This is a genomic window from Microcoleus sp. BR0-C5 (assembly GCF_036705045.1).
Lineage (GTDB): Bacteria > Cyanobacteriota > Cyanobacteriia > Cyanobacteriales > Microcoleaceae > Microcoleus.
In genome coordinates this window covers 67834-82637 of the sequence record NZ_JAUBTR010000011.1, presented here as the reverse complement: position 1 = coordinate 82637, position 14804 = coordinate 67834, and the positions used below count along the sequence as shown (strand labels likewise).

The 14804-nt window shown below is 48.4% G+C and carries 9 protein-coding genes; 6 read left to right on the top strand and 3 right to left on the bottom strand.

Annotation, left to right across the window (positions count from 1 at the left end):
• Nucleotides 1-51 precede the first annotated feature (51 nt).
• The 4 genes from QUB08_RS07770 (at nt 52) to QUB08_RS07755 (ending at nt 3314) form a co-directional block, all read left to right on the top strand.
• The gene (locus tag QUB08_RS07770; RefSeq protein WP_333153921.1) at nt 52-513 is read left to right on the top strand and encodes a CBS domain-containing protein; all 462 of its coding nucleotides are present in this window, start codon (nt 52-54) and stop codon (nt 511-513) included.
• A gap of 145 nt (nt 514-658) precedes the next feature.
• Complete coding sequence (gene nblB / locus QUB08_RS07765; RefSeq protein WP_333224200.1) at nt 659-1333, top strand: phycobilisome degradation protein NblB; 675 nt, start codon at nt 659-661, stop codon at nt 1331-1333.
• Between the two features lie 259 nt (nt 1334-1592).
• Nucleotides 1593-1766, top strand: a complete 174-nt coding sequence (locus QUB08_RS07760; RefSeq protein ID WP_333224199.1) for a hypothetical protein — start codon at nt 1593-1595, stop codon at nt 1764-1766.
• Between the two features lie 357 nt (nt 1767-2123).
• Nucleotides 2124-3314, top strand: a complete 1191-nt coding sequence (locus tag QUB08_RS07755) for a CAP domain-containing protein (protein ID WP_333224244.1) — start codon at nt 2124-2126, stop codon at nt 3312-3314.
• 70 nt (nt 3315-3384) lie between these two features.
• On the opposite strand, the gene QUB08_RS07750 is transcribed toward QUB08_RS07755, so the two are convergent.
• A complete protein-coding gene (locus QUB08_RS07750; RefSeq protein ID WP_333224198.1) occupies nt 3385-5031 on the bottom strand; it encodes an EAL domain-containing protein in 1647 nt (548 codons plus the stop codon).
• Nucleotides 5032-5393: 362 nt separating this feature from the next.
• On the opposite strand from QUB08_RS07750, the gene QUB08_RS07745 reads away from it, so the two are divergent.
• Complete coding sequence (locus tag QUB08_RS07745) at nt 5394-5924, top strand: adenylate kinase (protein ID WP_333224197.1); 531 nt, start codon at nt 5394-5396, stop codon at nt 5922-5924.
• 126 nt (nt 5925-6050) lie between these two features.
• Here the strand turns inward: QUB08_RS07745 and murQ are convergent, their stop codons facing one another.
• Both murQ and QUB08_RS07735 read right to left on the bottom strand, forming a co-directional pair.
• Nucleotides 6051-6965 (bottom strand): N-acetylmuramic acid 6-phosphate etherase, encoded by a 915-nt coding sequence (murQ, locus tag QUB08_RS07740; RefSeq protein ID WP_333224196.1) that lies wholly within the window; start codon nt 6963-6965, stop codon nt 6051-6053.
• Between the two features lie 249 nt (nt 6966-7214).
• Nucleotides 7215-7589 carry a DUF3110 domain-containing protein gene (locus tag QUB08_RS07735; protein ID WP_333153925.1) on the bottom strand — a complete coding sequence of 125 codons (375 nt, stop codon included), beginning with the start codon at nt 7587-7589 and terminating at the stop codon, nt 7215-7217.
• A 497-nt stretch (nt 7590-8086) separates the two neighbouring features.
• Here QUB08_RS07735 and QUB08_RS07730 point away from each other — a divergent pair, with 497 nt between their 5' ends.
• Nucleotides 8087-14791: a translocation/assembly module TamB domain-containing protein gene (locus tag QUB08_RS07730; RefSeq protein WP_333224195.1), complete on the top strand. Its 6705-nt coding sequence runs from the start codon at nt 8087-8089 to the stop codon at nt 14789-14791.
• The last annotated feature ends 13 nt before the right edge of the window (nt 14792-14804 follow it).

Below are 14804 nucleotides of genomic sequence, written 5' to 3'. Positions count from 1 at the left end.
CGCTTTCCCTATATGATCGATAAGGAGAGATAACTCAATCAACCGCTAATCATGCCAAAAACAGTAGCCGATGTAATGAGCCGCGAGCCGATTTTGGCGCGACCCGAAATGCCCTTGAACGAAGCGATTAAAATTTTAGCCGAACGACGCATTAGCGGTCTTCCCGTCGTAGATGAGAATGACTTGTTGGTAGGAGTCATCTCCGAAACCGACTTGATGTGGCGGGAAACCGGCGTAACTCCGCCCGCTTATATCATGGTGCTCGACAGCGTAATTTATTTGGAAAATCCCTCTCGTTACGAGCGAGAACTCCACAAGGCTTTAGGACAAACAGTAGGAGAAGCCATGAGTACAGAGCCAGTTACCATCGGGCCCGACAAATCTGTCCAAGAAGCAGCCAAACTGATGCACGATCGCAGTATCCATCGATTGCCGGTGCTTGATACTGCGGGCAAAGTAATCGGCATCCTCACTAGGGGAGATATTATCCGATCGATGGCGGCGGAGTCTTAAATTAACTGTTGCAGTTCTAGGACGGTACCCGAAAATGAGTCGTGAAGCGAAGCTATCCCGTAGGGAATCGCTCCTTAAATCTCGTTCGCTTTTGGCAATTACCAATTACCAAATCTAAAATCTAAAATCTAAAATCTAAAATCCGATGAGCATTACCCCTGAGTCTGTCGAACAATTGCTGAATTCCGAGGATTTTGGCGAAAGGCTGCGAGCAGTCAACCAACTGCGGCAACTAGAACCCGCGATAGCCTATAAACTGATTCAAATTGCGATCTGCGACAACAACGTCCGGGTTCGCTACGCAGCAGTCAGCCAATTATCAACCCTCGGCACGCAGAATCTGCCGAACGCTTTAGAGGTACTGCGAAACTGCTTGAACAACGACCCCGAACCCGACGTGCAAGCAGCAGCAGCCGATGCTTTGGGCGCATTGAAATTAACCGATGCTTTAGAAGATTTGCAGCAAGTTTACAGCAGTACCTCTGAATGGCTGGTGCAACTGAGCATCGTTGCGGCTTTGGGAGAAATGGGAGATCCGAAAGCTTTTCCGATGTTAGAAAATGCCCTGACTTCTGAAAACGAATTGATCCAAACCATTGCCATTAGTGCATTAGGTGAATTGGGAGATAAACGGGCGCTGCCGCTGCTGCTTCCCTACACTTCCAATGCAGATTGGCAGATCCGTTACAGAGTCGCTCAAGCTTTGGGGCGGTTGGGCGGTGCAGAAGCACAGACAGCTTTGGAAATTCTCGCCAAAGATGAGGTTGAGCAAGTTGCTCAGGAGGCTAGAGGCGGACAAGAAAATAGTTTGAAATCTTGAGATTGCTTTGGCGATCCGGAACAACCCTGCGCGGTTGTGAATTTTGAATTTATTTAGAATTTTTTGTGATGATTCTACTAAAAACTTAGTTTGCGATCGCACACAGAATTCAGAAACCCGGTTTCTTCCTATATTTGTCGTTCCTGTCCGCAAAACTCGTAGAAACCGGGTTTCTAGCCAGCCAGCCAGCAGGCTTGGTGGGTAGCGTAAACCTTACTAATCAGGAAAAATCTAAAATCTAAAATCTAAAATTGTCTTGATGCCACGGGCGATCGCGAATTCCTTGAAAACTCTCCTCAAAGTCGATCGCACTCTTCCCTTTCCCAACCAGAGCCGGTATCTTGACATCCGCACTTTGAGAACAGCTATAATCAAAATAGATAAAGCAGCGGCAGGGACTAAGACAATTATTAAATTGTACCCAGCCAGCTAGCGATCGGGGAAACTATCGTTAAGACGGTAAGCAATCTACCAGCAAAACCAAGTCTTAAAACTGTTTATCATCCCCATGCTTGAACACCTACAAAATTCCGGTTCTCAGTCTTTGGACATTTTAACAGGAGAGCGATCGGCCTCTCAAGTCGCACCACCTTCAACCAATCAAAACTTTATTTATAGAGTTTTAGAGCTTACTAACATAGCAGGGTAAGCGCATCTTGTCAATAACGAGGGGTTTTAGGACAATAACTCGGCTTTATTGTTGTTTATTGAGAACGGCTTTTCCACCTATAGCGCTTTTGTCTCTACTCAAACGCTATATACGGGAATGTAGAAATTAGATGCGCTTACCCTGACTAACATAGAACGCAGCAAATTAGGTTTGTCCCCCCTAACCTTAAATACTCAGTTACTAAATGCGGCGGAAAATCACACCCAAAACATGGCACTGCAAGACTTCTTTTCCCATATCGGAAAAGATGGTTCGTTATTAGGAACCCGGATTACTGCAACGGGCTATAAATTCTCAGCGGCTGCTGAAAACATCGCTGCTGGATCTTCTACACCCGAACAAGTTGTATCATCGTGGATGAACAGCAGCGGCCACCGGGCTAACATTATTAACCCCAATCTCAAAGAAATTGGCATCGGTTACTATTTCTTAGCCGACGATACTGGCACAGAAAATTTCAATCACTATTGGACGCAGGTTTTTGCGACTTCTCTTGACGGTAGTGTCAATCCCGCACCGACACCGACTCCCACACCGACTCCGACACCAACTCCCACACCAACTCCTACTCCTACTCCCAACACATTAGTATCGATTACTTCGCCAATACCCAATGCTATAGGGGACGGCAGCCCGACAACAGCACCCAAAAATACAGCCAGCGACGGCAATTATTTCCTATCAGATAGTGCCGATAGTCAAATACCGCAAAATGCTGCGGAATTGCCAATTTTTGCCCTTTCCGGCAAAGACAATCTCACCGGGGGAGAAGATGTTGATAGCATTAATGGGATGCAAGGTGCCGATACAATTAATGGCGCAGGCGGCAATGACAGCTTATCCGGCGGCAAAGAGTCGGATTCAATTGATGGCGGTGTGGGCAATGATTTTATCAGCGGCAACAACGATAACGATCAACTAATCGGATCTGACGGTAACAATACTATTCGCGGCGGCAAAGAAGATGATGTCTTGATGGGCGGTAACGGATCTGATTTGTTGGCGGGCGATCGCGGGCAAGATATTCTGACGGGCGGTGGTGGAAATGATACGTTTATCTTAGCAGGAGGTTTGTCTGCTACGGCTACTTTAATTAGTGCCGATGTAATTGTCGATTTTGGGGCTGGGGATAAAATTGGTTTGACTGACAGTATCGGATTTGCCAACTTGACTTTTGAAGCTGTGAGTTTGCAGTTGGATGGAGGCGCAAGTGTCGCTTCTACGGCGATTAAGTCGGGCAGTAATTATTTAGGAATCGTGCAGGGTGTCAGTCAAAGTCAGCTTACATCTTCTGTTTTTGTTAACGCCTAAAAAACAGCATATCGAGATTCCCGACTTTTTGGAGAAGTCGGGAATCTAAAAACAAGAGCGCTTTAGTGGTTCAGCTTAAAATGTGGGTGGCAAGAGGGATAGATGCTGCATCAGACTCAAACGACTCGTTTAGCAGTTTGGCGATCGTGTCAGCGTTAGCAGGGCGACTGAAGTAAAACCCTTGACCTTCATCGCAGCCTCGCGCTTGCAGGTAGTCACGCTGCTCCTTGGTTTCAATGCCTTCTGCGGTGATCGTTAACCGCAGACTTTTTGCCAGAGCAATGATCGCATCAGTAATGGTGGCGCTGTCCGGGTTAGACAGTACATCTTGGACAAACGATCGATCGATCTTGAGCATATTAACCGGAAACCGTTGCAGGTAGTTGAGGGAAGAATAACCTGTGCCAAAGTCGTCTAGGGCGAGGGACACGCCAAGTTCTCGCAGTTGCGTTAAGGTTTTGACCGATCGCTCAATATCAGTCATCAAGGCACTTTCAGTCACTTCCAGTTCTAAATACGCAGCTTCGAGTTCGGTCTCGGCCAAAATTTGGCGAACCATCTCAACCAGATTCGTTTGCTCAAATTGTCGAGCCGAAAGATTCACCGAAATCCGCAGGGCTGGCAGCCCAGCCAGTTGCCAGCGACGGTTTTGAGCGCAAGCCGTTCGCAAGATCCATTCACCAATGGGCACGATCTCGCCATTGGCTTCGGCGATCGGAATAAATTTTGCCGGAGAGACCAAACCCTCTGTAGAATGCTGCCAGCGAACCAGCGCCTCCGTTGCTGTCACCCGTCCGCCGTGCAGGTCAATCAGCGGTTGATAGTAAACCAGTAGTTCGTTACGCTCCAGCGCTCCGCGCAGGCTATTTTCTAGGGCCAGTCGCTCCTGTAACTGAACGTTCATTTCGGGTGAATAAAACTGATAGTGACTCCGCCCTTGCTGCTTTGCCTGATGAAGTGCGAAGTCGGCTTGCTGAAGAAGTTTCTCTACAGAATTCGTATTTTCTAGATGGTTCAATGTAATGCCAAGACTGGCGGTGATGTGGATCGGGTGGCCCTTGATAGAGAAAGGTTTGGTCAGCGTACTCAGCAGCAGTTGGGATAGCTTGACCACACTCTCCAGCGAGGGGAGTTCGCTGCGAGCGATCGCAAACTCACCGTCGCCCAAACGCGCCAAGACATCTGACCCATCCATGCACTGTACCACCCGTTGGGAAACGGCCCTAATTAGTAAGTCGCATATCCCAGGCTCCAACGCATGGCGTATCCCTGTGAAATCATCGATACCCAATACCAGCACTGCGACCAAGGATGAGTGATTTTGAGATCGGGTTTGATTCACGCGATCGCAGAATAAGTCACGATTTGGCAATCCAGTCAGTTCATCGTAGTGGGTAATGTAATGAATTAATTCATCTAGTTTGTAAAGCGTTTGTGAGGAATTTGCCATCAGCGTACCGACTTCATCAGTAAACTCTGTGGGTAAGTTCGGCAATGTTCTTGTATCGAAGTAGTTTTGTAGAGCCTCCGAGGTTAAGATTATCGGAACCAGGAGGTGGCGTAGCGTATAAAGCGTTGCTCCCGTACCCGCTAATGTCGCCAGCAGAGCAATCACCAGAACCCGGACTGATGTCTCTACAGAGTAAGCGTTTGAGGTAAGAAACCAGACCATTAAGGTTAGCAAAGGAACGTGCGTGCCTAAAAATGCAACCAGCATAATTTTGGCAGTGTAGCTTTTCTTCAGCCAGGGGAGATGCGCCAAGGATGAGTATAGGTTAAGGTTACGCTTTGGTTGCATAGGACTCGGTTTGAAATTTCAACGTGGGTAGAGTATCCGTCTCGTACTAGGTGCGTTGGCTTCAGAAACGGCTTTTTTAACTAAGGAGCGAGCGCCAAACAACAAATATATACACTGACCCTAATCGCCTTGTTCAACAACGTCAGTGATCCACGCCACAAATCACCGAACTTGACTTTTTTGAAAGCTACAAAGTAGATCGAGCTTCAGCTTTTAGTCTGCTACTGATAACTAATGACTAATGACTAATGACTAATAACTAAATTACTAAAAGGGGAACTATGAAAAAAGTAGCCGTGTTTGGCAATACTGGAGGCGGTAAATCAACTCTAAGTAAGAGATTATCGGAAATTACTGGTTTGCCACTTTACATCTTGGATAAGATTCAATATCAATCTGGGGGCGCTGAGGTTCCCTATGAAGAATATAAGCGTACCCACGATCACATTTTGGCTACTGACCGATGGATTATTGACGGGTTCGGTTGCATGGAAACTCTCTGGCCGCGACTCAATGAGGCGGATAGTCTGGTTTATGTCGATCTACCCCTATACGTGCATTTCTGGTGGGTGACTAAACGGCTGATTTCAGGTAGCTTGATACCGCCAGAAGGCTGGCCTGAAAACAGTCCGATATTGAAGAGTTCAATTAATAGTTACCGCGCTCTTTGGTTGTGTCACAAGTATTTGACTCCCAGATATCGCGAATATGTCGATCGCACTCAAAATACCAAAAGTGTTTATCACATCAGATCCACTAAAGAGATTTCACAATTTTTGGAATCGATATCGCAAATGACAGTTGACAACTGAAGGGGGAATGGGGCATGGGGAATGGGGCATGGGGCATGGGGCATCATCGCCGAAAGGCATTGTGCTAACAAATCACCACTCACTAATAATTAATGACTGATGACTAATGACTGCTGACGGTGCAGACTAATGACTAATTGATGCTACAGCCGATCGCAAATTCCCTTTAAACTCTCCCAAAATTCGATCGCACTCTTCCTTCTCCAAACCAGTCCAGTGCATCATCAAAGCTAATTTAACCGACTTGCCGCTTTTTTCGAGCAAAAAACCCGCCTCATCCCGGTTCAAATCAGTCAAATCCTGCAACATCCGCACAGCCCGATCGCGCAATTTCTTATTAGTCACCGCCACATCAACCATCCGATTGCCGTAAACCTTCCCCAGCTTCACCATTACCCCAGTCGAAATAATATTCAAAGCCATTTTTGTCACCGTGCCCGCTTTCAAGCGCGTCGAACCCGCCACTATCTCCGGGCCAACCAACAACCGAATATCAACATCAGCCTCAAAATTCACTTGTTCCACAGGTACGCAGGCCATAAACACAGTCTTCGCCCCCCGCTGGCGTGCCGCCTGCAAAGCGCCCGCCACAAAAGGCGTCGTACCCCCAGCCGTAATCCCGACAACTACATCTAAGTTGGTAATGTGACGGTGGGCGATCGCCTCACCCCCATCCTCAGCCCGATCCTCCAAATCCTCCGAACTCCGCACCAAAGCCCCCGCACCCCCGGCAATTATGCCCTGTACGAGTTCTGGCGGCGTGCAGAAGGTGGGAGGACACTCGGCGGCATCCAGCACCCCCAAACGCCCGGAAGTACCCGCACCGACGTAAAACAGGCGGCCTCCTTGACGCAGAGACTCGGCTGCAATGTCGATCGCATGGGCTAAATCTTCGCGGGCGCGGGCGATCGCGCTTAAGGTTTGGGCGTCTTCCCGGTTGAACAAGTCCACTAATTCGATCGAACTGAGTTGGTCTAAATTCTCGCTGTTGGTATTCACCTGTTCAGTCAGCAGATGGCCCCGTTCTTCTAAATTTTTCATGTTTTTTGATGAGTCATTAGTCATTGGTCATTGGTCATTGGTCATTGGTCATTGGTCATTAGTCATTAGGTGTACAAAATAGGGTACGCATTGCCTGCCCGCTGGTGAGCTTGGTGAAGTCGTGACTCAAAGGCTCGAAATTTCCGGTTCTGGCGATCGGGTAAATCTACTTCCGAGAGAGAGGCAATTACCCATTACCCATTACCCATTACCAATAACTGCTGACTAATGACTAATGACTAATGACTATTACAAAAGTCCTTCGAGTCGGCGGCGAATAGAATCCAGTTCGTTTTGGGAAACCTCAGAATCCGGATCGGGATCTGGTTTGGACTCCGGCTGCCACTGAGTCTGTGTTACATTGTCTTCTGGCGGGATCGCCAGCGCGCCCGCGGGCACAAGTTCCCAATCATAATCAACACTGTTGCAGAACTCCTTAATTTCCTCATCGTCGATCGCCTCGACAGCGGGTTCGGGAAAATCCTGAGCTTCCAACATCACGCCAAAGCGGGTGGCGTCGTCTTCTGACTCAAACATCAGAACTTTATTGCGATCGCCGAGTTGAATGGTATGAATTCCCTCATTCTCGGTGCGGGCATTGAAGAGTAAGACGAACACTCGCATAAGTTTTAAAGACCTTCTTAACCACCGTTTTTTTATCTTAGGAGCGATCGTGCGATTTTAGATTTTAGATTTTAGATTTTAGATTGACTGTCGGTTTTAGGTGGTGTTGCGTGTTTTGATTAAGTTCGCTAAAGGTTTCTGGAGTCTACCCTGGAGGGGGACGTGTTTAGATTTTAGATTTTAGATTTTAGATTGACCACCGAGCCTGCACTAGCGGGATCGAGAGGATTTAGGGGAGTTGGAGGACTTGGTATTAGGTGGTGTTGCGTGTTTTGATTAAGTTTAGTAAAGGTTATTGGACTCTGCCCCGGAGTGGGACGTGAATCTTGAAATTCGATCCTCTGCTGCAAGCTTCGCTAACGCCCGATCGGCACTTCCGACCTCACTTGTGAGTCTACCAAAGGCAGAAGCCACCCAGGCGAATCACAGAAATTATACCTGTCTAAAATCGGCTGATTCCCTTAATTCCTGAATTCTCTGATTTCTGAGAAACACCCATGACTAACTCGGACGATAACAAAAATCAACTCGCACCCCGCCCCCACCGCCGCTGGTGGCGTCTGCTGCTGCTTAGCGGTACGGGATTGGGCCTTATCGCCTTGGTTGGGGCGGCGGTAGGATACCAGTGGGTGCGGGAAAAGTTAGCTCCTTTGGTGGAAACTGAAGTTAGTCAGTTGCTGAAGCGGCCTGTACAACTCGGACGTTTGGAGGGATTTTCTCTGACAAGTTTGCGGTTTGGTCGATCGACTTTACCTGCAACTGCTACCGATCCCGATTATGCTTCTACAGAAGCAGTTAAAGTAAAGTTTTCGGTTTTGCAACTGCTGTTCACCCGCACTCTCAAATTAGATATTACTTTAGTTAAACCCAACGCTTATATCGAACAGGATGCTCAAGGCCGATGGGTTAATCTTCCCACTGCAGAGCCAAAATCTCCGGGTTTATTTAAAACAGAAGTTGAAGCAATTCGAGCTGAAAATGCCAGGGCGCTTTTGGTGCCGAGTCCCCCAGTCGGACAGAAAAGTTCGGCTCCGATTTCTGTAAATTTGAAAAATGGCAGTGCTCTATTTCGCGACCAAAATCAGCGCGTTCTCTACGAAGTAAACGGTCAGTTTACTAACAGCGATAATTTTATTATAAAAGCGGATTCTCTGTTACCTGCTGCTCAAACTAACGTGCAGTTGCAAGGTCAAAACTTGCCTTTGCCCGACCTCGCTCGCTTGCTAAGACTTTCCGGTATTTCTTTACAAAAAGGTCTGGCTAATGGAAATTTGACCGTGCAATTGCGAGACAATAAAGTATCGGAAATTACCGGAGCGGCTAGTTTTGGAGGAGTGCAAGCGAGTATTCGTCCGCTGAAACAAATCATACAAAATAGCAGCGGTCAGTTGCGGTTTCAGGGAACTAATTTGATTGTGGATAGTCTGGCCGCTAATTACGGTTTAATTCCGCTGAGAATAGCAGGAACAGTTGCCACGGGAACTAATTTTAATCTCCAACAAGCTAGCTTCAATCTGATAACTAACGTGCAACCAGTCGCTTTGGCAAGTGTTGTCAGTACGGTGGAAACAGAGTTAGGGCAAAAAGTAGTATTACCCGTGGCTGTGGCGGGGGAAGTGAAGGCGGATGCCAAGCTGACTGGAACAGTTGCAATGCCTGTGCTGACAGGTACGATCGCCTCGACAAAACCCGCTACGGTCGATCGACTGCAATTAAACAATATTAGCACTAATTTCAAATTGGAACGCGGGAGAATGGCTCAAAGCCCAACTCCTAATTCTCAATCTTCTCTTCCCCCGTTTTCCTCTTTAGCTTTGACTTTGAGCGATATTTTGGTAGTGCCTGCAGCGGGGGGTAAAATTGGCGGCAAAGGTGAAGTTGATATTGCTTTAAAAAGTAAGAATTCGCCATCTGGTTTGGTGTTTGACTTGCAAGCCGAAAACTTGCCCGCAGATAATCTCGCCCAAATTTACGCTCTCCCCATTCCTGCTACTGTTACAATTGGCAGTGTCTCCGCCAAAGCTCAAATTTTCGGCCCGTTAGACAACATTCAAGCGAGAGTTCAATGGCAAGCACCGCAAGGGACTTTCCCCGCTGCGGGCGAAATTCGAGCCGCAAGGAATTCGGCAGATTTGCAAAATACGGTTGTGAAAATTGGCGACGCTTCTGTTAACGTGGATGCTGCGCTAAAAGACCGTCAATGGCAAGCTTTGATCGAGGGCGATCGCGTGGATCTCAACAGTTTGCAGCAAGTCGTACCTGAGCTTAATTTGCCTCCTGAACTAGCGGGTTTGTTCAGCGGAACCGTCGAAGCAGCAGGAAGTCTGGACGATTTAAGTTTAAATGCGATCGCTGCGATGGGCAAAGGAAGGCTGAATATTGCTGACAGTATTGTTAATGTTGATGGCGAACTAGAATCGGGCAGGTGGCAAGTTTTTGGCAATACTGAAAAAGTTGCAGTCAATCAATTGATTGATATTGGGTTGCCGTTATTAACACGGGAAACGACCGCAGATATAGACAATCTAAAATCCAAAATCGAAAATCTAAAATCGCTCGGCGGACAGCTAGCAGGTGAATTTCAAGCTGCGGGAAATGTTGACAATTTGACTGCTGGCGCAATCAATGCTAGCGCCAACGGTCGGCTCAATATTGCCGACAGCAATGTCAATTTCAAAGGAGAATTGGTAGCGGGAAACTGGCAAGCAACAGCAGAAACCGATCGCACTGACATCAGCCGCTTGGTAGATTTGACACTGCCGATTTTAGATGTGGCTTCAGCATTCAATCCCGAAAATCAGCAAGCGGCCAATCTCAACAATCTAAAATCCAAAATCCAAAATCTAAAATCGATTGACGGAGTGTTATCGAGTCAATTTACAGCATCGGGAAGTCTTGACAATTTGACGGCTAGCAGCATCAATGCCAGCGGCAGCGGCAGACTCAATCTTGCCGGCAGCAATGTTAATTTTAAAGGAGAATTGGCAGAGGGAAATTGGCAGGGAACGGCAGAAACCGATCGCACTTCCATCAGCCGTCTGGTAAATTTAGGATTGCCGCTGTTAGATGTTGGCTTGGCTTTCACTGCTGACAATCCCCAAACAGTCGCCAATATCAACAATCTAAAATCCAAAATCCAAAATTTCAAATCGCTTGACGGACAAATATCCAATCAAATTCAAGCCCGCGGCAATCTTGATAATTCAACCGCCGCCGATATTTCTGTCAACAGCAGCGGCAAACTCAATATAGCCGACGGTGCTGTTGCTTTTAGAGGTAAATTAGAAGACAGACGCTGGCAAGCTTTCGCCGATGCCGATCGAGTTATTCTCAGCCGCTTAGAACAAACTGTTCGCAATCTCCAACTGTTTCCGCTGACGGCGACTTTGCCTAAAGGATTTGACGGCAGAGTTAACGGCCAATTCCAAGCAGCGGGCAGTTTGGATAACTTGACAGCGAAGGGAATTAGTGCTAGCGGAGAAGGGCGGATTTTGGTCGATAGACTCGGGGCGATCGATACTACAGCCAGATTAGAAAACGGCAACTTGCAAGCATTGCTGGAAACCAACGGAATTGCCGTCAGTAATTTAGAACAAACCCTCAAACAAACAGGTTTGCTGACAGCGGATTTACCGCCAGAAATTGACGGAACTCTCGACGGAAAAGTCCGCATTTTGGGAACAGTAGATAATCTAACCGCCAACGGCATCACCGCCAACGGCGACGGACAAATTCGACTCGCCAACGGCGGAGGAATTGTCAATGCGGTTGGCAGCGCCGCATCGGGGAATTGGCGCGCGTCTATCGAGGGCGAGCAAATTGCTCTAAGTCGCTTCCAGCAAGCCTTTGAAGCCCAGCGCCAAAGCTTGCAAGCCCAAGGTGTAGCCTCTGGTGCCCAAAATCTCCCCCAGCTTGCAGGACTGTTTAACGGCAATATCAATTTATCCGGCCCGATTGGGGCGGGCACGGGGGCACCGCCCCTACAAAATGTTCGCGCCGGCGGCAGTTTCCGCATCTCGGAATTGCCGTTTTTGAAACAACCTTTTGAGGCAGTATTTAATTGGGACGGCCAACGGGTGGAAATTGAGAACGCCACAACTCCCGGTTTGACAGCAAACGGCTTTGTTAACGTTGAACTCGCAGGTCAAGGAGGGCCCTCAATTTCCAACTTAGATTTGGATGTCAAACTCGCCAACTTTAACCTGGAAGCCTTACCAGCAGAACAACTCGGATTTTTGACACCCATGGGTGTCAAAAATGCTTCCGAGAATAATCTTCCCCTGCGCGGCAATGTCGATTTTAGCGGCAGCCTCAGCGGAACCCCCGCCGCCCTCAGCTTAGTTGGCGACGTGGAAGTGCGGGGTTTAGCAGTAAATCAAATCGCTTTTGACCCGGTACTGGCGGGGACTGTGAATGCGGATGCTGGGAAAAGTGTAGATTTGCGTTTGGCCGGCGCCAGCGACAAAATTGAAGTAGCTTTAAATCAATCTTTTCTGCCGACATCTTTCTTAATTCAACGCGGGGAATCTGTCGCTAGGGGCCAAACTGAGGGAGAAACTTTGCGAGTTAATTTAAGCGATTTTCCCCTGGCTGCTTTGAATCTATCACCCGGTAAAGAGGCCGGTTTGGGGCCGATAACCGGTACGGTTTCGGGACAAGTAAATGTGCCCGGTTGGAAGATGCCGTTAAATCCGGCGACTTTGCAAGCAAGCGGACAAATTGCGATCGCCCAACCGGCGATCGGCTACATTAAAGGTGACAGTTTCCAAGCCGAATTTAGCTACGCTAACGGCAGCGCCACTCTCACAAATGGCATATTCCGCCAAGGCAGCGGTCAATACTTAATTTCCGGTAATGTTCAAACAGGCGCCAACCCGCAATTTGCCGGGAAAGTTAACGTCCAGCAAGGCAATTTGCAACAGGTTTTAACCGCTTTGCAATATTTCAATTTAGGCGACTTGGCCAGAGGCCTAAAACCTCCCGTTTACGGTGACAGTGGCGACGTGCAAACTGTGGCAGTGGGAGAACCAGAAGCCCCGCTAATCGAACAGTTGCGCCGTTTGGCAGAAATTGAAATACTTTTGCAGCAACAGCAGGCCGTGAAATCATCAGAAAAATTGCCTCCCTTATCCCAATTGCAAGGCACTTTTGGTGCGGAAATTGCTGTCGCCGGTTCTTTGCAAACGGGTGTGCAAGCTCAATTTAATGTGAAAGGTGATAACTGGCAGTGGGGACAATATGTCGCTGAAAAGTTCAGCATTGAAGGCAGTTTTCAGGACGGGATTTTAACTGTTTTGCCTTTGGAAATTCGATCTGGCAAAAGTGCGATCGGCTTTTCGGGACAACTCGGGCAAAAAGCTCAATCCGGGCAGTTGCGCGTAGAAAATGTGCCCGTGGAAGAGTTGGCAAAACTGGTGGAATTGCCTTTGGTCGATGTCACAGGAAATTTGAATTTGCGCGCGAATTTGGCCGGCAGTTTGGAAAACCCGCAAGCCACCGGGGAATTGAGTTTGCTTGAAGGTACGCTAAACGGAGAACCGATTAAACAAGCCGACGGCAGTTTCAGCTACAGCAACGCCCGCCTGAATTTTGGCGGCAGCGCTTTGGTAACTCAAACTGAACCGATTGAAGTCGCCGGAAGTTTGCCTTTTGAGTTGCCGTTTGCAGCCGTGAAAGCTGACAGCAATCAAATTGATTTGAGGGCGAATTTGCAAAATGAAGGTTTGGCAATTATTAATGTATTGACTCCGCAAGTTGCCTGGGTCAGCGGCCAGGGACAGGTGCAAATTCGCGTCGGAGGAACGCTGCAAGACCCTGTAGCGCAAGGAATTGCGAATTTTGAAAATGCAACCGTCCGCGCGCAAGCCTTCCCAGAACCGCTGACTGGGCTGACTGGGACGGTGCGCTTTGAGGGCGATCGTATTCGGGTAGAAGGAATTCGGGGACAGTTGAGTCAGGGAGAAGTTGTCGCCGCTGGCGTGATTCCGCTGTCTGTGCCTTTTGCGGAGGGCGATGTCGATGCGGATAATCCCCTGGCTGTGAATCTCGACAAGTTGGCAGTGAACCTCAGAGGATTGTACAGCGGCGGCGTAGTCGGTCAAGTGCAGGCAAGGGGCACGGCTAGGCGTCCGCAGTTGAGCGGTAATATTGAACTGTACAACGGTGAAGTATTTCTCCGAAGTCCCGGCGGCGGCAGAACTGAGTTAGCTTCTTCCTCTTCTGCTTCTGATTCGGATTCGACATCTTCCCCTTCTGCTGCGACTGAGGTTTCTGATTCCCCTTCTGCTGCGACTTCCCCTTCCCCTTCCCCTTCCCCTTCCCCTTCCCCTTCCCCTTCCCCTTCCCCTTCCTTTGAAGTTGGATTAAACGATTTGCGGCTGAATTTGGGCCGGGGAATTCGGGTAACGAGTGCGCCGATATTGAGTTTTCAGGCGACTGGAGGCTTGACGGTGAATGGAACTTTAGATGACCTTCGCCCGGAGGGTACGATTCGGTTGACTTCCGGGTCGGTGAATTTGTTTACGACGCAGTTTAGACTCGATCGAGGATACGCGCAGACTGCTACCTTTATACCAACACAAGGACTCGATCCGACACTGGATGTGAGATTAGCAACTTCGGTGCAGGAGGTAACGCGGTTCCGCACTCCCGGCGCCTCTGTAGCCTCTGAAATAGCAGACGAACCGACAAGTTTCGGCAATGTGCGGAGTGTCCGAGTTCAAGCGTTAGTGCAGGGAAGGGCTTCTCAGTTGGCGGAAAGTCTGGAGTTAAGGAGTTCTCCGAGTCGATCGGAAACAGAGATTGTAGCGTTGTTGGGCGGCAGTTTCGTGCAGACTTTAGGACAGGGAGACAGTACACTGGCGATCGCAAATTTAGCCGGTGCGGGTTTATTGAACAACCTTCAATCTGCGATTACCAACGCCACAGGATTGAGCGAATTTCGCTTATTTCCCACTCGGATTAGAGGGAACGAAGCACAAACTGCTAGTTCCAGTTCTGGTGCGGGTTCTCTCGGTTTAGGTTTAGAAGTTGGGTTTGACATCACGCGCAATATTTCAGCCTCAATTATTCGAGTTTTGTCAGCAAATCAACCAACTGAATTTACTGTGCGCTATCGATTGAGCGATAAAATTTTACTCAGGAGTTCGAGTAATTTTCAAGGAGACAATCGCGTCACTGCTGAATATGAATTGAGGTTTTAGATCGCAAAAAATA